Origin of the sequence: Actinomadura physcomitrii (assembly GCF_008923205.2) — a bacterium.
GTDB lineage: Bacteria > Actinomycetota > Actinomycetes > Streptosporangiales > Streptosporangiaceae > Spirillospora > Spirillospora physcomitrii.
In genome coordinates, this window is sequence record NZ_WBMS02000042.1 from 23,667 (window position 1) to 45,296 (window position 21,630).

Annotated in this window: 19 protein-coding genes, 1 tRNA gene and 1 pseudogene; 18 read left to right on the top strand and 3 right to left on the bottom strand. The window is 71.4% G+C overall.

Going from position 1 to position 21,630, the window contains the following annotated elements; genetic code table 11:
- Positions 1-260 precede the first annotated feature (260 nt).
- From nagA to F8568_RS36850, 4 genes are all read left to right on the top strand, one after another.
- A complete protein-coding gene (gene nagA, locus F8568_RS36835) occupies positions 261-1,373 on the top strand; it encodes an N-acetylglucosamine-6-phosphate deacetylase (RefSeq protein WP_151598264.1) in 1,113 nt (370 codons plus the stop codon).
- A gap of 74 nt (positions 1,374-1,447) precedes the next feature.
- Positions 1,448-2,077: a GNAT family N-acetyltransferase gene (locus tag F8568_RS36840; RefSeq protein WP_328601184.1), complete on the top strand. Its 630-nt coding sequence runs from the start codon at positions 1,448-1,450 to the stop codon at positions 2,075-2,077.
- Between the two features lie 224 nt (positions 2,078-2,301).
- Positions 2,302-2,841, top strand: coding sequence for a divisome protein SepX/GlpR (gene sepX, locus F8568_RS36845; RefSeq protein WP_151598265.1), 540 nt, complete (start codon positions 2,302-2,304; stop codon positions 2,839-2,841).
- A 51-nt stretch (positions 2,842-2,892) separates the two neighbouring features.
- Positions 2,893-2,966, top strand: a tRNA-Ala gene (locus F8568_RS36850).
- A 400-nt stretch (positions 2,967-3,366) separates the two neighbouring features.
- Here F8568_RS36850 and F8568_RS36855 read toward each other — a convergent pair.
- A complete protein-coding gene (locus F8568_RS36855; RefSeq protein ID WP_328601187.1) occupies positions 3,367-7,410 on the bottom strand; it encodes a bifunctional nitrate reductase/sulfite reductase flavoprotein subunit alpha in 4,044 nt (1,347 codons plus the stop codon).
- A gap of 741 nt (positions 7,411-8,151) precedes the next feature.
- Here F8568_RS36855 and F8568_RS36860 point away from each other — a divergent pair.
- The gene (locus F8568_RS36860) at positions 8,152-9,606 is read left to right on the top strand and encodes an aldehyde dehydrogenase family protein (RefSeq protein WP_151598267.1); all 1,455 of its coding nucleotides are present in this window, start codon (positions 8,152-8,154) and stop codon (positions 9,604-9,606) included.
- 189 nt (positions 9,607-9,795) lie between these two features.
- On the opposite strand, the pseudogene F8568_RS48955 reads toward F8568_RS36860, so the two are convergent.
- Positions 9,796-10,215 (bottom strand): annotated as a pseudogene (locus tag F8568_RS48955) (ArsI/CadI family heavy metal resistance metalloenzyme); the annotation flags it as partial.
- Positions 10,216-10,331: 116 nt separating this feature from the next.
- Between F8568_RS48955 and F8568_RS36870 the strand changes: the two are divergent.
- The 4 genes from F8568_RS36870 to F8568_RS47515 all read left to right on the top strand — a co-directional run bounded on the left by F8568_RS36870 (position 10,332) and on the right by F8568_RS47515 (position 12,263).
- Positions 10,332-10,709, top strand: a complete 378-nt coding sequence (locus F8568_RS36870) for an ArsR/SmtB family transcription factor (RefSeq protein ID WP_151598269.1) — start codon at positions 10,332-10,334, stop codon at positions 10,707-10,709.
- 147 nt (positions 10,710-10,856) lie between these two features.
- Positions 10,857-11,276: an arsenate reductase ArsC gene (locus tag F8568_RS36875; protein ID WP_151598270.1), complete on the top strand. Its 420-nt coding sequence runs from the start codon at positions 10,857-10,859 to the stop codon at positions 11,274-11,276.
- A gap of 49 nt (positions 11,277-11,325) precedes the next feature.
- Positions 11,326-11,676, top strand: coding sequence for an ArsR/SmtB family transcription factor (locus tag F8568_RS47510; protein ID WP_151598271.1), 351 nt, complete (start codon positions 11,326-11,328; stop codon positions 11,674-11,676).
- A complete protein-coding gene (locus F8568_RS47515) occupies positions 11,676-12,263 on the top strand; it encodes a GNAT family N-acetyltransferase (protein ID WP_236009861.1) in 588 nt (195 codons plus the stop codon). The genes F8568_RS47510 and F8568_RS47515 overlap by 1 nt, the downstream gene beginning before the upstream one ends.
- A 12-nt stretch (positions 12,264-12,275) precedes the next feature.
- On the opposite strand, the gene F8568_RS36890 is transcribed toward F8568_RS47515, so the two are convergent.
- Positions 12,276-12,482 (bottom strand): heavy-metal-associated domain-containing protein, encoded by a 207-nt coding sequence (locus F8568_RS36890; protein ID WP_151598272.1) that lies wholly within the window; start codon positions 12,480-12,482, stop codon positions 12,276-12,278.
- A gap of 231 nt (positions 12,483-12,713) precedes the next feature.
- On the opposite strand from F8568_RS36890, the gene F8568_RS36895 reads away from it, so the two are divergent.
- From F8568_RS36895 to efeB, 9 genes are all read left to right on the top strand, one after another.
- Positions 12,714-13,346 carry a hypothetical protein gene (locus F8568_RS36895; RefSeq protein ID WP_151598273.1) on the top strand — a complete coding sequence of 211 codons (633 nt, stop codon included), beginning with the start codon at positions 12,714-12,716 and terminating at the stop codon, positions 13,344-13,346.
- A 194-nt stretch (positions 13,347-13,540) separates the two neighbouring features.
- Complete coding sequence (locus tag F8568_RS36900) at positions 13,541-13,750, top strand: hypothetical protein (protein ID WP_151598274.1); 210 nt, start codon at positions 13,541-13,543, stop codon at positions 13,748-13,750.
- A complete protein-coding gene (locus tag F8568_RS36905; protein ID WP_328601185.1) occupies positions 13,747-15,945 on the top strand; it encodes a heavy metal translocating P-type ATPase in 2,199 nt (732 codons plus the stop codon). The genes F8568_RS36900 and F8568_RS36905 overlap by 4 nt, the downstream gene beginning before the upstream one ends.
- Entirely contained in the window at positions 15,942-16,406 is a 465-nt protein-coding gene (locus F8568_RS36910; protein WP_151598275.1) for a copper chaperone PCu(A)C, read from the top strand. Before F8568_RS36905 ends, F8568_RS36910 begins: the two co-directional genes overlap by 4 nt.
- A gap of 42 nt (positions 16,407-16,448) precedes the next feature.
- Positions 16,449-17,174, top strand: coding sequence for a hypothetical protein (locus F8568_RS36915; protein ID WP_151598276.1), 726 nt, complete (start codon positions 16,449-16,451; stop codon positions 17,172-17,174).
- 170 nt (positions 17,175-17,344) lie between these two features.
- The gene (locus F8568_RS36920; RefSeq protein ID WP_151598277.1) at positions 17,345-18,778 is read left to right on the top strand and encodes a PepSY-associated TM helix domain-containing protein; all 1,434 of its coding nucleotides are present in this window, start codon (positions 17,345-17,347) and stop codon (positions 18,776-18,778) included.
- On the top strand, positions 18,775-19,446 hold the full coding sequence (locus tag F8568_RS36925) for a DUF5134 domain-containing protein (RefSeq protein ID WP_151598278.1): 672 nt from the start codon (positions 18,775-18,777) through the stop codon (positions 19,444-19,446). The genes F8568_RS36920 and F8568_RS36925 overlap by 4 nt, the downstream gene beginning before the upstream one ends.
- Before the next feature lie 227 nt (positions 19,447-19,673).
- Positions 19,674-20,354, top strand: a complete 681-nt coding sequence (locus F8568_RS36930) for an SCO family protein (protein ID WP_151598279.1) — start codon at positions 19,674-19,676, stop codon at positions 20,352-20,354.
- Entirely contained in the window at positions 20,351-21,601 is a 1,251-nt protein-coding gene (gene efeB / locus F8568_RS36935) for an iron uptake transporter deferrochelatase/peroxidase subunit (protein WP_151598280.1), read from the top strand. The genes F8568_RS36930 and efeB overlap by 4 nt, the downstream gene beginning before the upstream one ends.
- Positions 21,602-21,630 lie beyond the last annotated feature (29 nt).

Here is a 21,630-nt window from a genome sequence, read left to right on the forward strand (position 1 = left end):
CGGGACGGCTTGGCCCTGGATTGTAGCGATGCACCACTATGGTCTTTTCTGCTCGGACTTGGTATTGAACAAGCAAGAACACGCAGACGGCTGCAGGGGGAGAGGTCCATGGCGGAGCGCGGCGGGGGCACACCGAGGCGGAGATCGCGTCGCAGCCCGACCGCTGGCGGCGGGCCGCGGTCCTGGACGCGCTGGCGCGCGCGCGGGGACGATCCCGACCGCCCACGGCACCTCAGCCGCTCCGTCATCCTGGACGCCTCATGTTGAACCTCACGAACGCCCGGATCGTCCTCCCCGGCGGCGTCACGTCCGGGACCCTGCACATCGACGGCGACCGCATCGCCGCGTCGCCCACCGGGCCCGGCGAGACCGTCGATCTCGGCGGCCGGCACGTCGTCCCCGGCTTCGTGGACATGCACGTCCACGGCGGCGCGGGCGCCTCGTACCAGACCGGACGTCCCGAGGAGGCGCGCCGGGCCGCGCTCTTCCACCTGGCCCACGGGACGACCACGACGGTCGCCAGCCTCGTCACCGGCACGCCGGACGAGCTCGCCAACGCGGTGTCGGGCCTCGCCGACCTCGCCGCCGACGGCCTCATCGCCGGCGTCCACATCGAAGGCCCCTACCTCGCCCGGGACCGCTGCGGCGCCCACGACCCCGATCTCCTGCGCCGCCCCGACCGCGCCGAGTTCGCCCGCCTCGTCCGGCTCGGCGGCGGCCACCTCCGCATGATCACCCTGGCGCCCGAGCTGCCCGGCGCGCTCGACCTCGTCCGGGACGCCGCCGACGCCGGCGTCCTCGCCGCCGTCGGGCACACCGACGCGCCCGGCGCGACCGCCCGCGCCGCGTTCGACGCCGGCGCCACCGTCGCGACCCACCTGTTCAACGCCATGCGCCCGCTGCACCACCGCGAGGGCGGCCCGGTCGCCGCCGCCCTCAACGACCCCCGCGTCACCGCCGAACTGATCAACGACGGCGTGCACCTGGAGGCCCCGGTCGCCCGGCTGGCCCTCGCCGCCGCCCCCGGCCGCGTCGCCCTGATCACCGACGCGATGGCCGCCGCCGGCATGGGCGACGGCGACTACCGCCTCGGCGTCATGGACGTCCAGGTCCGCGACGGCCGCGCCACCCTCGCCGGCGGGACGTCCATCGCCGGAAGCACCATCACGATGGCGGACGCGTTCCGCCGCGCCGTCGCCGTCCTCGGCCTGCCTCTCGAAGAGGCCGCTGTGGCGGCGTCTCTGGTTCCGGCGCGCGCGCTGGGCCTCGACTCGCGTGTCGGCTCCCTCGAACCCGGAAAGGACGCCGACCTCGTGGTCCTCAACGACGATATGTCCGTCCACCGCGTCATGAAGGCCGGCCGCTGGGTCTGACCCGCGCGCCCCCAGGCGATTTTCCCGGCCACAATGGATGGCGTTCGCAGGTCCTACCAGGGAATCATGGAACCGTGGAACGATTGCGGGGATGGCCGGTCACCCTCACCGAGGGTTCCGTCGGGCTGCGACCGCTGCGGCACCGCGACGCCGCCACCTGGCGCGAGCTCCGGGTCCGCAACGCCGACTGGCTGCGCCCCTGGGAGCCCACCAACCCCGAGACACCGCTGTTCCGCAGCGGCCTCGGCCCCTACGTCAGCATGGTGCACACCATGCGCCGCGAAGCCCGCCAGGGCCTCGCCCTGCCCTGGGTCGTCACCAACGAGGACCATTTCGTCGGCCAGCTCACCATCGGCGCGATCGTCTGGGGCTCGGCCCGCTCCGCGCAGATCGGCTACTGGGTCGACAAGCAGGTCGCCGGACGCGGCGTCATTCCCACCGCGGTCGCCCTCGCCGTCGACCACTGTTTCTTCACCGTCGGCCTGCACCGCCTCGAAGCGAATATCCGCCCGGAGAACGCCGCCAGCCGCCGCGTCGTCGAAAAGCTCGGATTCCGGGAAGAAGGAATTCGGCGCCGCCATCTGCACATCGACGGCGCCTGGCGCGACCACATCTGCTACGCCCTGACCGTCGAGGACGTCCCCGGTGGCCTGCGGGCCCGCTGGCTGGCCGAACGCAAACAGGCATTTCCCCGGCGCACTTGAGTCCGGAGTGACTTTCGCCGCGTAAGAATCCTGCGATCGAGAAGACTCGGCAAACGGAGAGTAACGGCGGCATCGATCTCGCGACACACCGCCCCTTATGCTCGTCAACCTCTGACACCGGCTCGTACCGTGCGGGGCGTGACCCTGCTCCCATTGCACGCCCGCGCGCCGAAAGTCGGCCCGCCGATTTCGCGTGCCCTGGGACGGCCCGGGGCGGTGACCGCGTGAGCAGCGCCGTCCTCTACCTCGCCATCGTCGCGGTCTGGGCCATCGTCCTGGTACCCATGTGGCTGCGCCGCGACACCGAGACCACCGGCATCACCCGGCTCCTCCACAAACGCGCCGACGAACTCGACGACGAGGAAGACGAGCCGCAGGACACCGACGAGCCCCAGGCCGCCCCGCGGCCCCGCCGCCCGGTGACCCGCGCCGCCGTCATCGCCCGGCGCCGCCGCCGCACGTCCGGCCTCGCGGCCCTGCTCGTCACCGCCGTGGCCCTCGTCGCGTCCGGCCTGCTGCCCTGGTGGGCGACGCTGCCGCCGGCGCTGCTGCTGGCCGGCCACCTCAGCCTGCTGCGCGTCGCCGTCGGCATGGACGCCGCCCGCCGCCGCGCCGCCGCCGAGGCCCGCGCCGCCGCCCGCGCCCGCGCGATCGAGGCCCGCCGGGCCGAGCAGGACACCGAGCCCGCCGAGGTCATCGAACTGGTCACCCAGGAGGAGGTCTTCGACCAGTACGCCGACGACCGCCGCGCCGTCGGCGAATGACCGGCCCGTGCGCGAGCACCCCTCGAAGTGCGCTAACCTTACAGAGTCCTCGGGGCTGTAGCGCAGTCCGGTAGCGCACCTCGTTCGCATCGAGGGGGTCAGGGGTTCAAATCCCCTCAGCTCCACCGAGAACGTGCAGGTCAAGGGCCTGATCGGAGCATACTCCGATCAGGCCCTTGACCGTTTGTCACCGAGACGTCATCAAGACTGGCCGGCACCAGATAACCCGTCCCGGCAGCCAAGACCTCACCTTACGCCACATGCCGCCCACGCGCTCACGTCCTGGGCACCGCCTCAAGATCTCCGACGGAGTCCTGGTACTTCAACGACCGGACAGAGCCCTACCTGCGGGCCGAGGCGTATCGGCAGGCTTCTGAGCGTGTTCGCTGAATCGCGGACGCGGCCCCGCTGAATGCGGAGCAGTCGGTGCCATTCAGCATCCGGGCGGCGGGTGATCAGCCCCGGTGATCAGAGGGTATTCACCCGAGCGGCCCTCTAGATCGAAGGTACGAGCCTTGGTTCGGGTCAGTAGACGTCGCGGACGTAGCGTTTGTCGTTGGCGAGCTGCTTGAAGTAGACCGCGGCGTCGTCGGGTGTGAGGCCGCCGTGGGTGGTGGCGATGCCGCGTAGTGCCCGGTCGACGTCTTTGGCCATGCGGGAGGCGTCGCCGCAGACGTAGAGGTGGGCGCCGTCTTGGAGCCAGGACCAGAGGCGGTGGCCTTGTTCGCGCATGCGGTCCTGGACGTAGACGCGGTTGCGCTGGTCGCGCGAGAAGGCGGTGTCGAGGCGGGTGAGGTGGCCGTCCTGCTGGAGCGCGGTGAGTTCGTCCTGGTAGTAGAAGTCGGTGGCCCTGTGCTGCTCGCCGAAGAAGAGCCAGTTGGGGGCGTGGTGTCCGCGAGCGCGCCGCTCGTCGAGGAAGCCGATGAAGGGGGCGACGCCGGTACCGGGGCCGATCATCACCATGGGCGTGGCGGGGTCGGACGGGGGCCGGAAGTGCGGTGAGGGTTGGACGAAGACAGGTACGGGCGTGTCGGCGTCGGCGTCGGCGAGGAAGCCCGTGCAGACACCGTGGCGGGGTCGTCCGCGGGGATTGTCGTAGCGGACGACCGAGACGGTGAGTGAGATCTCGTCCGGCTGCGTTAGCGGGCTGGAGGATATCGAGTACAGGCGAGGTCGCAGGCGTTTGAGGACGTCGGCCCATTCCTGGGCGGTCGCGCGGACGGGGTGCTCGGTGATGACGTCGACGCTCTGGCGCCCCCAGGACCATTGGGCGAGCTGGCCCTTGTTGTCGGGGCGCAGCAGTTTCTTCAGAGTGCGGTCGCCGGTGCGTTCGGTGATGAACCGCAGGAGGTCTTGGTTGATCCGGGTGATGTCCAGGTGCTGGTGGAGAGCATCCCTGAACGGGATCTGGCCGATTCCGGGGAGGTCCACTGGGGCGGCCGGGGCGAGTCCGGTGACGGCCAGCCATTCGGTGACCAGGTCGGGGCGGTTCACCGGGTGCACGCCCAGCGCGTCGCCAGCCTCGTAGACGAGTGGTGTGTCGCTGACGTCGAAGGTGAAGCGCCGGACCTCTTTGCCCGATCCGGGAAGGCTCAGCAGCCGGTTGCCGGCAAGGCGGACGGCGGTGGGGCCGGGCTTGGCGCGGCGGGCGGGCGGGGCTCCCCCGGTGGCCGGCGTGGGAGCCGCCAAAGCGGCGAGGACCTCGTCGAGCCAGGCGTGGGCGGCGGTCTCGTAGTCGGGTTCGCAGTCGGTGCGCTGGGTCAGTCGTTCTGCTCCGAGCTCTTCCAAGCGGTCGTCCAGGCGGCGCCCATGGCCGCAGAAGTCGTCGTAGGAGGAGTCGCCGAAGGCCAGGACGGCATAGCGCCTGCCGTCCAGCGGCGGAGGATCGCCGGTGGTGAGGGCGTTCCAGAAGTTCGAGCCGTTGTCGGGCGCGTCGCCGTCGCCGAACGTGCTGGTGATCAGCAGCAGGTCGGCGGCCGGGAGGGAACGCGGGTCGGCCTGGTCCATGCACTGGACGGTGACCTTGTGGCCCGCGGCGGTGAGGCGCTCGGCGGTGGTCGCGGCGAAGTCTTCGGCATTGCCCGTCTGGGACGCCCACAGCACGACGGTCTCGTGCGCGGGGGCGTCGCTGTCCGGTGCGGGCTCGGCCGGTCGCGCGATCCGGGAGTTCAGCCCGGCCAGGACGCCGTTCACCCACAGTGCGGTCTCGTCGTCGAACGGTGCCGTCGGGGGCAGGACGGGGATGCCGGGTGCCCCAGCGTCCACCCCGGTGAGGAATCCGGCGAGATAGCGGCGTTCGTGTTCGGTGAACGTGGGCGGCGTGAGGTCCTGGAGCCCGAAGGCGTTCATCGCGGCGACGGCTCCGGCGGGTGCGAGCGGCCTGGCCTGCCCGGGCGCCCGGGAATCCTCCCGCACTTCCTCGCGCACCGGTGCCGGCATCGCCGCCGGGGCGGCGACCTTGGTCAGTGACACCGCGCACACCTTGAACTCGGGCTGGAAGGACAGCGGGTCGACAGCGTCGCTGGTCACGGCGTTGATGCTCAGATACTCGCCGAACAGGTCGTTCCAGTGGAACGGGGCGAAGCAGCAGCCGGGCCGGACCCGGTCGGTGACGACCGTGGGCAGCACCGCGCGGCCGCGCCGGGAGGCGACCTCGATGTGGTCGCCCTCGCCGATGCCGAGGGCCTGCGCGTCCTGCGGGTGCACCTCGATGAACGGGGACGGGTTGAGCTTGTTGAGTTTGGCGACCTTGCCGGTCTTGGTGAGGGTGTGCCACTGGTGCTGGAGCCGTCCGGTGTTGAGGACGAACGGGAAGGCGTCGTCGGGCATCTCGGCCGCGGGGATGTGCGGTCGGGCGAAGAACGCCGCTCGCCCGCTCGGGGTCGGGAAAACCGGTCCGCCGCCGCTGTCGTCCATGTAGCGGATCGGGTTGCGGTCCGGGCCGTCCGGGTCGCGGGCGGGCCACTGGACGGGAGTGCCGCGCAGCCGCTCATAGGTCACGCCGCGCAGGTCGTAGCCGGTTCTTGGGTTCCAGAAGTTCTTGATCTCTTCGAAGACTTCCTCGGCAGCGGTGTAGGAGAAGGCGTGCTCGTACCCCATGGCGCAGGCGACCCGCGCGATGATCTGCCAGTCTGGCAGCGCCTCTCCGGGAGGGTCGGCGGCCTGCCGGGCGAGCGTGAGGTCGCGCTCGCTGTTGATCAGTACGCCGTCGGTCTCGGTCCACAGCGCGCCGGGCAGGACGATGTCGGCGTAGGCGTTGGTCTCGGTGTCGGCGAAGACGTCCTGGGCCACCACGAACTCGGCGGCCTCCAGTCCGTCGATGACGGTCCTACGGTTGGCGACGGAGGCGACGGGGTTGGTGCAGATGATCCAGCAGGCCTTGATCTCGCCGTCGGCCATGCGCTGGAACATCTCGATGGTGCCCTTGCCGGAGCCGTCCTCGCGGATGGTGCCGGGCTTCAGGCCCCACACCTGTTCGGTGAAGTCGCGGTCTTCGGCCACCAGCACCGAACGCTGTCCGGGCAGGCCGGGACCCATGTAGCCCATCTCCCGGCCGCCCATCGCATTGGGCTGGCCGGTGAGGGAGAACGGCCCGCTGCCCGGCCGGCAGATGGCGCCGGTGGCCAGATGGAGATTGATCAGCGCGTTGGTGTTCCAGGTGCCGTGGGTGCTCTGGTTGAGCCCCATGGTCCAGCAGCTCGTCCACTCGCCGGCCGTGCCGATCCATTCGGCCGCCGTGCGCAGGTCGTCCTCGGGAATGCCGGTGATCTCGGCGACGGTGGCGGGTGGGTAGTCGGCCAGGAACTCCGGCATCGCCTCCCAGCCTTCGGTGCGGTCGGCGATGAAGGCCGCGTCGGTATGCCCGTTCTTGACCAGCAGGTGCAGCAGGCCGTTCAGCAGCGCGAGGTCTGTGCCGGGCTTGACCTGGAGGAACAGGTCGGCCTTGACGGCGGTGGCGGTGCGCCGCGGGTCGACGACGATCAGTTTGGCGCCCGCCTTCACCCGTTCCATCAGGCGCAGGAACAGGATCGGGTGGCAGTCGGCCATGTTGGAGCCGATGACGAAGAAGACGTCGGCCTTGTCGAAGTCCTGGTAGGAGCCGGGCGGGCCATCGGCGCCGAGTGACAGCTTGTAGCCGGTGCCCGCGCTGGCCATGCACAACCGTGAGTTGGACTCGATCTGGTTGGTGCCGATGTATCCCTTGGCGAGTTTGTTGGCCAGGTACTGCGCTTCCAGGCTCATCTGCCCCGAGACGTACAGCGCGACCGCGTCGGGTCCGTGCTCGTCGACGATGGCGCGCAACCGCCCCGCCGTCTCGGCGATCGCTGTGTCGACCGCGGCCGGAGCCGGTTCGGCGCCGCGGTCGGGACGCACCAGCGCGGTGGTGAGCCTGCCGGGCGCCGCGAGCATGTCCGCCGTCGTCGCGCCCTTGGTGCACAACCGCCCGAAGTTCGCCGGGTGCGCCTTGTCGCCGGACGCCTTCACCACCTCGCGGCGCCCGTCCGCCCGCGTGACGATGTCCAGGACCATGCCACAGCCCACACCACAGTAAGAACAAACCGTCCGCACCTGGTCGGTGCCGGCCTGCGAAGCCCGCGCGGTCAACGATCGGTCCCCCCTGTCGGATCGGACAGCGCGCCGACCGTATGAAACGGGCGTTAAGTACATGTCACGCGAGACCTCCGCGCCCGGTTACGGACGTCCCACACCGGCGCCAATGGTGGTGTGAGGATCACGAGCCAGTGCCGGCAAAACGACCGTGCAGGTCGCTGGGGCGTGCTGCGGGTCAGTCCGGGAGTTCGGCCGTGGACCAGCATTTACCGTGTCTCCCGCTCGGCGAGTCAGGAGAACAGGTCCAGGCCGGTGACGGCCGCGATCAGCAGGTCGGCGGCGTAGGCGCCGTCACGCAGGCGGTAGAGGGCGGTCGGGTCGGTGACCTGCACGTGATGCCTCGCTTCTGGGGTCCGGCCGACGGGACACGAAGCGGATCGAGCACCGGGTACCGCCAGGACAAGGGCTGGTGACCCGGGAGACGAGCGGCTGTTGTGGGCCGCCCGCGCGTGATCGGTCGTAGCTCGGCCACCTGTGGACAAGGTCTGGAGATCCTGCTGGAACGGCTGGACCAGCGTCCTTGCTGCCGTCCTGCCGTCCTGCCGATACGGCGATGGGCCCCGTGAGGAGTCTCTTGCCCGCCTTCGGGCCCGGTGGCATAGTTGGCGATGAACCGTAGAGAATGACATTCTCATTTTGAAGAATGAAGTATGTCGACGAGTTGATCGGGCTCCATGGCGTGAGGGAAGTGAGGCACGGATGACTGTGCGATCGGTACTGGACGACATAAGCAAGCGTCCCGGTTCCGGGGAGGTGATCCCGGTCATCGACCCCGTGACCGAAGAGCAGATCACCGAGTTCACCGACGGCGGAGCCGAAGCCGTGGACGAGGCGGTCGCGCGGGCCCGGGCGTCCTTCGAGTCGGGCGTCTGGTCCGGCATGCCGGACCGCGAGCGAGCCAAGATCATGTGGCGTATCGCTGACCTCATCGAGGAGAACGCCGACGAGCTGAACCGGCTCGACTCGCTCAACACCGGAATGCCGCTGATCGCGGCGGAGATGATCCTGCCCACCTGCGCCGAGATGTTCCGCTACTACGCGGGATGGTGCACCAAGACCGAGGGCAGCGCGTTCGACGTCCAGATGACCGCCGGGATCACCGGCGCGCAGGCCGACCTGCACGCCTACACACTCAAGGAGCCCTATGGCGTGGTGGGGCTGATCTTCCCCTGGAACGGCCCGATCTTCAACGCGTGCGCCAAGCTCGCCCCGGCCCTCGCCGCCGGTTGCAGCAGCGTCGTCAAGCCGGCTGAGGAGACACCGCTGTCGGCGCTCGTCCTGGAGAGGATCCTCGCGGAAGCGGGCGTCCCCGAAGGCGTGGTGAACCTCGTGCTCGGATACGGGCACACCGCAGGCGCGGCACTGAGCGCGCACCCTGGCGTGGACAAGATCGCCTTCACCGGCTCGACCGAGGTCGGCAAGCAGATCGTGCAGGCGGCCTCGGGCAACTTGAAGAAGGTCATGCTGGAGCTGGGCGGCAAGTCGCCCGTGCTCATCTACGACGACGCCGACATGGACACGGCGATCTTCTCCGCGGCGATGGGCATCTTCGTCCACTCCGGCCAGGGGTGCGTCTGCGGATCCCGCATCTTCGTCCAGCGCAGCTCCTACGACCAGGTCGTCGAGGGCCTCGCGGGAATCGCCAACTCCCTGCAGCTCGGCGGCCCCAAAGAAGACGGAGCCGTCATCGGCCCGCTGATCAGCGCCAAGCAGCTCACCCGCGTCATGGGCTTCGTCGACGAGGGTAAGCGCGACGGCGTCGAGGTCATCACCGGCGGGCACCGGCTGGACCGGCGCGGATACTTCGTGCACCCCACCGTGCTCACCAACGTCGACCGCGGGATGCGGCTCTACCAGCAGGAGATCTTCGGGCCGGTGGTCACGGTCCTGCCGTTCGACGACGATGACGAAGCCGTCGCGCTGGCCAACGACACCAGCTACGGGCTGGCGGGCAGCGTGTACACCCAGAACATCAGCCGTGCTCACCGTCTTGCGAAGCGTCTTCAGGCGGGAACCGTCACGCTGAACTGCCAGCTGGTCTACGACCATGCTCTTCCGTTCGGCGGCTACAAGCAGTCCGGCTGGGGTCACGAGTTCGGCCGCGAAGGCATCGAGTCGTACATGCAGACCAAGACGGTCTACACCCAGCTGTAAGGGTGCGACCTCGCCTCAGTGACTCCAACGGGGCGCCGTCCTGTCCGTGCGGGCGCCGTCATCGGCAACCGGGCGGCGAGGCTGGGCCGGTGGCTCCCCGGGAACTCGCCCGAGGAGCCACAAGGCATCAGACGGCGCGGATCGAGTCGGGTTTCGAACGGTTGCGGATCTTGTCGAAGGCGTCCAGGTGCCGCAGCAGGCGTCGCCGTCCGCCGAGTCGGCAGCGCTCTTGCCGAGGGTGTCGGCGTCGGCCTTGACCGTGTAGACCTCCCACGGTTCGCCGCCGGGGCCGTGGACCCAGACCTTGTCCTGCAGCGCGTAGCAGCACGAGGTGTCGTTCTCTTCCAGGGTCACGAGGCCGGCGTCCGTCAGACGCTTCGTCGCGTCGGTGACGAGCCCGGAGCCCTCGACCTCGACGCCGAGGTGGTCCATGCGGGTCGGCTCGTCGGCCTCGCCCTCGATCAGGACGAGCTTGAGCGGCGGCTCGGTGATGGCGAAGTTGGCGTAGCCCGGCCGGAGCTTGGCCGGCTCGGTGCCGAACAGCTTGGAGTAGAAGGCGATCGAGCCTTCCAGGTCGGACACGCGCAGAGCGAGCTGGACGCGGGACATGCGGTTCCTCCTCGGGTCGTGGGCGGTGCCGGCTCCGGGTCGCTGTTTAGATGCCTGTCTAAGCAGCCCGTGGCCCGAGTTTGCATCCGTGCATAGATGGATGTCAAATTAGAGGCATGTCTAACCAGCGGCTGCCGATCGTGAACTCCGCCGACGCCGAGGGAGCGTGCTGCACGCCCCTGGTCTGCGAGCCGTTGAGCGAGACCGAGGCGGCCGAGCTGGCGCCGCTGTTCAAGGCCCTCGCCGACCCTGTCCGGTTGCGTCTGCTGTCGCTGATCGCCTGCCACGAGGGCGGCGAGGCGTGCGTATGCGACCTGACCGCCGCGTTCGACCTCACGGCGCCGACCATCAGCCATCACCTGAAGGTGCTCAAGCAGGCCGGGTTGATCGACTCCGAGCGGCGCGGGACCTGGGTCTACTACTGGCTCAACCCCGGCGTCCTTGAGCGGCTGTCGGCGATCCTGGGGCCGCGCGTCACCGCGGCCGTTTCGTGACCGGCGCCGAACCGGACATCCAGGTCGCCCACCAGGACGACGGCCGTGGGACGTCGCCCGGATCGCGCTGGCGACGCTGGCGTTCACCGCCGCCGGCAACAACTTCGAGTTGGCGCTGCGCCGCCGCCTCACCCCGCAGGAGACCCCATGACCCAGACCGCCGATGTGCCCGAGGTGCTGTTCGTGTGCGTCCACAACGCCGGACGCTCCCAGATGGCCGCCGCCCTGCTCGACCACCACGCCGCCGGACGGGTCCGCGTCCGCTCGGCCGGGTCCGCGCCCGCCGACGAGATCAACCCCGCCGTCCGCGCGGTGATGGCCGAACTCGGCCTGGACCTGTCCAAGGAGTTCCCCAAGCCTCTCACCGGCGAAGCCGTCCAGGCCGCCGACGTGGTCATCACCATGGGCTGCGGCGACGTCTGCCCCGTGTTCCCCGGCAAGCGCTACCTGGACTGGCAGCTTGACGACCCCGCCGGCCGGCCGATCGAGAACGTCCGGCCCATCCGTGACGAGATCGACGCCCGCGTTCGCGCCCTGCTCGCCGAACTCCTGCCCGCCGACGAGTGACCGCGCCGGTCTTCCCCAGGTCTGGTTCATCGTCTATCGTCGATGGACGATGAAAGAGGGGAAAGGGCCGCTCGACCGGCCGACCGCCACCGAGTACGCGTCCTGGTTCAAGGCGCTGGCCGACCCGACGCGCGTCCAGATCGTGTCCCTGCTCGCCCGGCAGGGGCGGCCGATGAACGTCGGCGAGATCGTCGACGCCGTCCACGTCGGGCAGTCGACGGTGTCCGCACACCTGAAGGTGCTGGCCGAGGTCCGGTTCGTGCTGGTCGACCGGCACGGCACCTCCCGCTTCTACCGGATCAACACCGCGTGCGTGGAGTGCTTCCCCACTGCCGCCGACTTGGTCATGGGACGCCCCGCACCGGCCGCGGCGGCCTGCCCGCCCCAAGGAGACGCCTGATGCCCGACGCCCGCCATCATCCAAGCCGCCGACCCGCGGCTGACCGGAAGAACGCCATGCCACGCCCCCAGCGCAGGCCCCTCGGCATCGCCATCCGCGCCATGGAACGCCACGACGCCGACCAGGTACTGGCGATCTACCAGCACGGCCTGGACACCGGAAACGCCGGCTTCGAGACCACCGCCCCCACCTGGCAGGAATTCGACGCGGCCAAGCTCGATCGCCACCGATTCGTCGCGACCGACCCCGCCGCCGAGCCGAGTGGCGACGTGCTCGGCTGGATCGCAGCCGGCCACGTCTCCGACCGCTGCTGCTATGCGGGGGTGGTGGAGCACAGCATCTACATCAGCCCCCACGCCCGCGGCCAAGGCATAGGCGCGGCCCTGCTGACCGTGTTCATCGCCGCCACCGAGGCCGACGACATCTGGACCATCCAGACCGGTATCTTTCCCGAGAACACCCCGAGCCTCCGCCTGCACACCAAGGCCGGGTTCCGCACAGTGGGCACCCGCCGCCGACTCGGCCGCCTGCACGGCCGATGGCGCGATGTCGTGCTGCTCGAACGCCGAAGCCCGACCGTCGGGTAACCGGGGCGGGGGTCAGGTGACCACCTGGTAGCCGGCCTCGGCGATCGCCGCATGCACTGCCGACTCCTCGACGTCTCCGGCGCCGACGACCGTGACGAGACCCGCGGGTACGTCGACGCGCACGTCCTGGACGCCGCGCAGCGGCAACAGCTCTTCCTTGATGGCCGAAGCGCAGTGCCCGCAGCTCATGCCGGACACCGAGATCGACAGGTCGCTCATCTGGAACCTCCCGCCGGACGCGCCGATGCGACGGCGCGTCCGCTCAACCGGTGATCGATGGTGGTACGCGGACGGCCGCTCCGCGGTTCACCGTTGCGGTCCGCAATGTACTACGGTTTGTAGTCGGTGGCTGGGGGCCCACGGAAAGCGTCGAAGCGGCCGGTGTAATGTCCGCGTAGTACCGCCGTGGTTTCGAGCGAGGTCATGCGTCCTCCCGGATGGTTCCGCCTGATGCGCGCCGGGGCATTCGCCGCGGTGTGCGTCGTGGTGTCCCAGGTGGGGCATGACATGTTCGCCGAACGACCGGCGCCCTTCTGGGCGGGATGCGCCGCCCTGGCCGGTGTGGGCGGCGTCGGGTACTGCCTTGCGGACCGGCGGCGTCCGGCGTGGTGGATCCTGCTGGCCGTAGAGGTCGTCCAGTTCGCCTTGCATTCGTGGTTCAGCTTCTGCGCATCGCCGGCATCAGAACCGTGGCCTCCGGCGGCCGGAACGCACGGTGCTGGAGCGCATATGGCCGGCATGCAGGCCGCACAGGTCGGTGACGCAGGCGTGAGCCACGGCGCCTGCATGTCCGTGGGGATGCTCGCCGCCCACGCGCTGGCCGGAGCGGTGGCCGCGGGCTGGCTGTACGCGGGGGAGCGGGCGCTGTGGCGCGCCCTCATGGTGATCGCCGATTTCCTGGTCGAACGCGCGCTCCAGGTCCTGGTCCTGCTGCTGGGGCACGTGGTGGCCCCGGTGGTCGGGCCGCTCGCCGTGGCCACCGGGAGAGGCGAGGACGAACCGCCTCCAGAGACGACCGCTTTGCGGCATGTGCTCGTCCGCCGCGGTCCTCCTTCGCCGCCGCGCGCTCTCGCCCGGGTCTGACCCGACCGGGCTGAGCGCCTCGGCCCTCGTCGTCACATCGCCCGCCCGCCGCCGCAGAGGCGCGGGCCCGTCGCGCTGCTTCCGATCCGAACCGGATGGGTGGCGCGGTCCGTACACCTACGTGGGTCACGACCTGTGACCGGGATGGCGGCGTCACGGCGGCGACGTTCTCGCTCTTCCTTGGAGGACTCCGTATGACGTTGAAATCCGCGCCGGACGTTCGTCCGCCGCTCCAACTGGCCGGCTTCGCGGTGCTGCTCGCCGCGTTGTTCGCCGCGGCCTTCTTCACCGGTCGGCTGGCCGGTCCCGTCGGGCCGGGGATGCACCGGGTCGCGCCCGGCGCCGCCGACTCGGCGCCGCCCGACCAGGGCTCGCACGGCATGACCGGGATGGACATGCCGTGAGCACCACCGATCTGACCATCGAGGGGATGACCTGCGCGGCGTGCGTGTCGCGGGTCGAGAAACGGCTCGGCCGCATCGAGGGGGTGACGGCGGCGGTCAACCTCGCGACCGGGCGGGCGCGGGTCGATCATCCGCCTTCGGTGTCGCTGGACGACCTGCTGGCCGCGATCGAGCGTGCGGGATACACCGGCCGAGCCCAAGTGCCGCAGCGTCCGGCCGCCGGGCAGGGCGCCGAGGAGGGACCGTCAGCGGATCGGGCGGCCCGCGACCGTCTCGTCATCCTGGCTCTGCTTGCCGTTCCCGTGATCGTCCTGTCGATGGTTCCGGCGCTGCAGTTCCGCAACTGGCAGCAGCTCTGCTTCACCCTGGCGGCCCCCGTCGCGACCTGGGGCGCGTGGCCGTTCCACGCGCGTGCCGCGGCCGGGCTGCGGCACGCCACCGCGACGATGGACACCCTGCTCAGCCTCGGGGTGCTGGCCTCGTTCGGCTGGTCGGTGTACGCCCTGTACGCCGGCGGCGCGGACATGGCCGGGATGCACATGTCCTTCGCCTGGACCGCGACTCCCGAGGACGCGACCGCCCACCTCTACCTGGAGGCGGCGGTCGGCGTCCCGCTGTTCGTCTCGCTCGGCCGCTTCCTCGAGGCGCGCGCCCGGCGGCGGACCGGGTCCGTCCTGACCGGTTTGACGTCGCTGGCCGCCCGGGACGTCCGGCTGGAGGACGGTCGCAGGGCGCCGATCGCCGACCTCGCCGTCGGGGGGCGGTTCGTCGTGGAGCCGGGCGAGCGGATCGCCGCCGACGGCATCGTCGTCGAAGGGAGCTCCGCGGTCGACACCCACCTGCTCAACGGCGAGAGCGCCCCGGCCGAATGCGGACCCGGCGACCGCGTGGCCGCCGGGACCACCAGCCTGAGCGGCACCCTCGTGGTCCGCGCCACCGCGGTCGGCGCCGGGACCCGCCTGGCGAGGATCACCGAACTGGTGGAGTCGGCGCAGACGGGCAAGGCCAGCGCGCAGCGCCGCGCCGACCAGATCGCCGGCGTGTTCGTCCCGATGGTGCTGGCGGTCTCGGTGACCACGTTCGGGTTCTGGTGGGGCGCGGGCGCGGACACCGGGGCCGCGCTGACCGCCGCGATCGCGGTCCTGGTCGTCGCGTGCCCGTGCGCGCTCGGGCTGGCGACGCCGCTGGCGCTGGTCGCCGCGACCGGGGCCGGAGCGCGCCGGGGCGTTCTGGTCGGCGGCCCGCAGGTGCTCGAACGTCTCGGACGCATCGACACCGTCGTGCTCGACAAGACCGGCACCCTCACCGCCGGCGCCATGCCGGTGCTCGCGGTGAGCGTGCTGCCCGGCGAGGACACGGGGGAGGTCCTGCGCTCGGCGGCGGCCGTCGAGTCGGTGTCCGAGCATCCGATCGCGAGGGCGGTGCGCCAGGCGGCCGTCCCGTACGGCACTCCGTCGCCGGCGGCCGACGCCGTGACGGAGCCGGGCCGGGGCGTGCGGGGCGAGGTCGACGGACGTGCGGTGGCGGTCGGCCGTTGCGAGGATCCCGAGACCCTCCCGGACGTGCTGCGCGACGCGGTCGGCGACGCCGACGAACGCGGGCACACCAGCGTCGTGGTGACCGCCGACGGGCGGCCGCTCGCCGTGCTGACCGTCGGCGACGGCCTGCGCGCCGGAGCGGACGGGCTGGTCGGGCGGCTGAAACGGATGGGACTGCGAACGATCATGGCCACGGGCGACCGCCCCGCGCCCGCCCGGACCGTCGCGCGGCGGCTGGGCGTCGCCGACCTGCGCGCCGGCCTCGACCCGATCGGCAAGGCCGACCTCGTCGCGGGCCTGCAGGCCGACGGCCGGACGGTCGCGGTCGCGGGCGACGGCATCAACGACACCGCCGCGCTCGCCCGCGCCGACCTGGGCATCGCGGTCGCCGACGGCACCGACGCCGCCATCGGCGCCGCGGACGTCACGCTCGTCCACCCCGACCTCGGCGGCATCGCCGACGCCATCGCCCTCGCCCGCCGCACCGCGCGGACGATCAGGATGAATCTGGCGTGGGCGTTCGCCTACAACGTGGTCACCGTCCCGCTCGCCGCGGTCGGCCGCCTCAATCCGATGCTCGCCGCCGCCGCGATGTCGTGCAGTTCCCTGCTCGTCGCGGTCAACAGCCTGCGGCTGCTGCGCGGGGGGCGCCGGTGAGCGTCTTCCGGGCCGCCATCGCCCCGCTTCTGGCCGGAGCGGTCACCCTCGGCTCGCTCAGCGCCTGGACGATGACCGGCCGCGCCGGTCGGCCCGCGGACGTCCGGGTGAGCGACGCCTGGGTGATGGTGCCGATGGCGCCGCAGACGTCCGCCTTCTTCACGCTCACCAACAGCGGCGACGCGTCCGACGTCCTGGTCGCGGTCCGCAGTTCCGCCTCCGTCGTCACCATGATCGGAAGGCAGGCCGACCACGACGGCTCCGGCTCGATGGTGATGATCGACACGCTGACCGTGCCGGCTCACGGCACCATCCGCATGACCCCGTTCACCACCGACGTCATGATCCAGCAGACCCATCCCCTGACCGCCGGTGAGCGCGTGCCGTTCACCCTGGTGTTCCGCCGGAGCGGGACGGTCCGCGTCACCGCCGTCGTCGTCCCGCCCGGCGGCCACTCCTGAGCCCGCCCGCTCGATGAGCCCACGGAGGATGGACCTGCCCCGATGACAGAGCCCCCGGCCGCAGGAGCGACGGAGCCGGCCGTCGCCGACCAGGGAATGCGGTTGCTGCGCGCGGCGGCGTTCTCGGTCGTCTGCGTGTCGGTATCGGGCTGCGCGCACGCATCGGCCTCGGGCGCGGGGCTTTCGTGGTGGTCCGTCCTCGCCGGGTGGCTGCTGACGCTGTGCCTGGTGACGCCGCTGGCCGGACGGGAGCGGTCGAGGCCGGGCATCATCGCGGCGCTGCTGTGCGGCCAGCTCCTCCTGCACGTGCTCTTCGCCCTCGGACAGTGTCACGGGGCGGGCCCGGAGCCCGGCGCGTCACCTTCGGCGATGCCTGCGATGCCGGCGCACGGGGCCGGCATGAACATGGGCCCGTCGCTGATGCCCGGGCCGACGATGTTCGCCGCGCACCTGGTCGCCGCCGCATTGCTCGGCTGGCTGCTGCACCACGGGGACCGCGCCCTGTGGTCGCTGGAGCGGGTCTCGCGGCGCGTGACGGGCGTGCTCAGCGGTCCGTTGGCCAGGCTGTTGGACGCGGCTCTCCTGCGGCTTCCCGCCCTGCCCCTGCCTCCGATGCGCCCGCACGCCCGTGGCGCCGAGGCACGGGGCAAGCCGGACCAGATCGTCCTGCTGCACCACGCGGTGATCCGGCGCGGCCCGCCCATGGGTGTGTCGAGGCGAGCAACGTACGGGCGGCCTGACCGCCCGGTTCTTTCACCCTCCGCCTGATCGCGTGCCCGGACGCCGCGATCGGCGGCGGCACCGGCGACCCGGATCGCCCAGGCCGTGATTACGGCGCTGGGCTCTGACGCCGCACCACATGACCGCATGCCCGGATGGGCTGCCCGCGTGTGATGCGAGACGTGCCGGTGCCCGGAGCACGACGAGGAGAACGAGTCATGACCACGAACCAGAAACCGGCCCAGGCGAGGGACGCGTCGCCGAGACCGGTGGGCGTCCCGGCGCCGCGGGAGGCCGCCGATTCCAGCCGGGGAGCGCCGCTCGACGGGAGCGGATCGGGAATGTGGAGCCGGATCCGGCCCGCCCTCCTGCGCCTGCACTTCTACGCGGGCATTCTCATCGGACCGTTCCTGCTGGTGACCGCGTTCACCGGGCTGCTCTACACGACGGCCCCGCAGGTCGAATCCATCATGTACAAGCACGAACTGACCGTCACGCCGCACGGTAGGGCGGTTCCGCTCGCCCAGCAGGTCGAGGCCGGTACCCGTGCGGTGCCCGGCGGCACTCTGGTGTCGGTCACCCCGGGCCCTGGCCGTTCCGACAGCACGCGGGTCGTCATGGACGCCCCCGGCCTGCCCGAGGGCTACAGCAAGACCGCCTTCGTCAACCCCTACAACGGCAAGGTGCTCGGCACGCTGCGCACCTACGGCGAGTGGCTCCCGGCGCGCGCCTGGCTGGACGGCCTGCACCGCACGCTGCACCTCGGTGACGTCGGCCGCAACTACAGCGAGCTCGCGGCGAGCTGGCTGTGGGTCGAGGTGCTCGGCGGCCTCGCGCTCTGGCTCGGCGCTCCGCGGACGCGGCGGCGCCTGCGCCGCACGCTGCTGCCGGGCGACGCGGGCCGGGGACGACGCCGCGTGCTGTCCTGGCACGGCGCGGTCGGGCTGTGGGCCGCGATCGGGTTCCTGGGCCTCTCGGCGACCGGGCTGACCTGGTCCGCGCACGCCGGCATGAGCATCGGCGCGATCCAGGACCAGATGGGCGGCAGCACCCCATCGGTGGCCACCGAGCTGCCCTCGGGATCGGCGGCGGCCGGCCGGGATGTCGGCATCGAGGCGGTGGCGCGATCGGCCCGCGGCGCCGGCCTGCACGGCAAGCTCGTCATCACGCCGCCGGAGAAGCCGGGCACCGCCTGGGTGGTCAAGGAGAACACCCGTTCCTGGCCGGAGCATCAGGACTCGGTGGCCGTCGATCCCGCCACGGGCGCGGTGGTCTCCAAGCTGCGGTTCGCCGACTACCCGCTGCTCGCCAAGCTGACGCGCTGGGGCATCGACGCGCACATGGGCCTGCTGTTCGGCCTGGCCAATCAGATCGTCCTCGCGCTGCTGGCGCTGTCGCTCATCACCCTGCTCGTTCTGGGCTACCGGATGTGGTGGCTGCGGCGTCCCACCCGCGCGCAGCGGCCCACGCTGGGACGCCCGCCCGCGAGGGGCGCCTGGCGCAGGCTACCGGGCCGGGTGCTCGCGCCGGTCGTGGTGGTCGCGGCCGTCCTCGGCTACTACCTTCCGTTGTTCGGCCTGCCGCTGCTGGCGTTCCTGCTGGTGGACCTCGCGGTGGGCGCGCTGCGGCGGCGCGGGGCGGTGGCCCGATGATCGCAGCCACGGGTCTGCGCTGGGTGCTGACCATCCTGTTCGCCGTGCTCGCGCTCTACGGCACGTGGCGGGCGATCACCGGGCACGGCGGTCGGCACGCCGGGCAAGGCGAGGTGACGGGCCGCGTCGCGCACGCGCTGCACGCCGCGATGGCCGTCGCGATGGGCGCGATGGTGTGGCCGCGGGGGATGGACCTTCCCGCGCGGCCGCAGGTCGTCTTCTTCACCGTGGCGGCGCTGTGGTTCGTCGCGGTCGCCGTGGTGATTCCTGGAGGGGTACCCCGCGTCCGGGCGCTTCCCGCCGCGCTTCCCCATGTGCTGGTGATGGGCGCGATGGCCTGGATGGTGCATGCGATGACCGGTGCGATGTCCGGGCACGGCGGCAGCGGCGGCATGGGGGACATGGCCGGCATGGACATGTCGGGTGGCTCGGGGCTCTCGTCGATGAGCGTGCACGGCGGTGCGCGGGCGGCCGCCGCGGTCCTGGCCGTCCTGATGCTGGCGTTCACCCTGCGGTGGCTGGCCCGAGCCTTCGACATCGCGCGCGCGGACGGAGCGGCGGCGGAAGGGCCTGCGGGCGAGCAGGCAGGAGACGAGGGAGCGTGGGATCTCGGGTGCCACGGCGCCATGGCCTTCGGCATGGCGGTGATGCTCGCATTGCTTCTGTGACGAGCTCTCGGCGAACCCCGCTGTGCCCCTCGGGCACGGCGGGGTCCGCCGGCGTCGAGCCTTCTGCTCGCCGGGGCCGCGATGGAGATTTCACCCGTCGTCGACACGCACCGCGATCGCGGTGACCCGGCGTTCCACGGCCGTGTCAACGGCCTGACCTCACCCACGTTCGCGCCGCCGCGCGTGAAGTGCCCGCCGGCGGTGTCTCCTCACCTTCGGAGGCCATCATGCGTGCCTTCTCGCGCGCTTCCTTCCGTTCGTCCCGTCCGACCACTGTCGGGTTCGCCGGTGCATTGGCGGCGGTCTGCCTGACCGTCTCGGCGTGCGGCGGTTCAGCCGCCGGTAATGCGACCGCGACGACGGCGACCGCCTCGCCTTCGGGCGGGACCGCCGTCCGGCTCGACCGTCCGCTGACCAAGCCGGAACTGACACTGACCGACGACCACGGGAAGCCCTTCGACCTGGTCAAGCGGACGGCGGGGAAGCCGACGCTGATGTACTTCGGTTACACCCACTGTCCTGACGTGTGTCCGACGACGATGGCCGACCTGGCCAACGCCGTGAAGCAATTGCCCGAAGCGGACCAGAAGCGCCTTCAGGTGATCTTCGTGACCACCGATCCCGCCCGCGACACGCCCAAGCGGCTGCACCAGTGGCTCGCCGCGTTCGACCGCCGCTTCACCGGGCTGAGCGGCGACTTCGACGCCGTGCAGAAGGCCGCGCGGAGCGTGGGCGTGTCGGTGGACGAGCCCGTGAAGAACGCCGACGGAAGCTACACCGTCACGCACGGCGCCGAGGTCCTGGCCTTCTCCCCGGCGGACGACAAGGTCCACATCATCTACACCTCGGGCACCACGACCCAGCGGTACGCGGCCGACCTGCCCGCGCTGATCCGGGGGCAGGTATGAGGGCTCGGGCCGCCGCCGCGGCATCGCTCCTGTCTCGCCGGCGGTTGCTGGGCATCGCGGGCGGAACCGGAGTCGTCGGCCTTGCGGCCGGTGGGCTGGCCGGTGCCGCAGCCCGCGGAGCGGACGGACGCGATGAGCCCGCGCTGAGCACCGTCGGCGCCACGGCGGTCCCCTTTCACGGACGCCACCAGGCCGGGATCGCCACGCCGTTGCAGGCCTGCGGGCATCTGATCGCGTTCGACCTGCGACCTGATGCGGACCGCCGTGCCGCGGCCGCGCTGATGCGGCGCTGGTCGCAGGCGGCCGAGGCGATGACGGCCGGACGGCCGCCCGGTGACGACGACCAGATCGCGCTGGACGCGGGCCCGTCCTCGCTGACGGTGACGTTCGGCTTCGGCCGGACGTTCTTCGCCAAGACCGGGCTCGAGAGCCGCCTCCCGGCGGCGCTGGTGGAGATACCGCCGTTCTCCGCCGACGCGCTCGACCGCACCAGGAGCGGCGGCGACCTGTGGATCCAGATCGGCGCGGACGATCCGCTCGTCGCCGTGCACGCCTTGCGGGTCCTGCAACGCGCCGCCTCCGGCACCGCCGAGGCGCGCTGGCAGATGAACGGCTTCAACCGCGCGCCGGGGGCCACCCGGCGGCCGATGACGGTCCGCAACCTGATGGGCCAGATCGACGGCACCAACAACCCGCGCCCGTCCGACACCGGCTTCGACGCCAAGATCTTCGTCTCCCGTACGACGGGCCCCGAGGCGTGGATGAACGGCGGGTCGTACGCGGTCGTCCGGCGCATCCGGATGCTGCTGGACACCTGGGAGCGGTTGCCCACCGCCCGGCAGGAGCGGGTCATCGGCCGCCGCAAGGACAGCGGCGCCCCGCTGTCCGGCGGCACCGAGACCACACCGGTGAACCTGTCGGCGACGGGACCCGACGGAACGCTGGCCGTCCCCGGCGACGCCCACGTCCGGGTCGCGGCACCCGAGTCCAACGGCGGAGCCACCCTGCTGCGCCGCGGGTTCTCCTACCACGACGGCCACCGCGCCGACGGTGCGCCCGACGCCGGACTGCTGTTCATCGCCTGGCAGGCCGACCCCACCACCGGGTTCATCCAGGTGCAGCGCAAACTCGACGGCGCGGACGGCCTCACCCGGTTCATCCGGCACGAGTCCAGCGCCGTCTTCGCCGTCCCCGGCGGCGCCACGGCGCCCGGCGACTACGTCGGCCGCGCCCTGCTGGAATCATGACCACCCAAGGCGGCCACCGATGCGTTCTC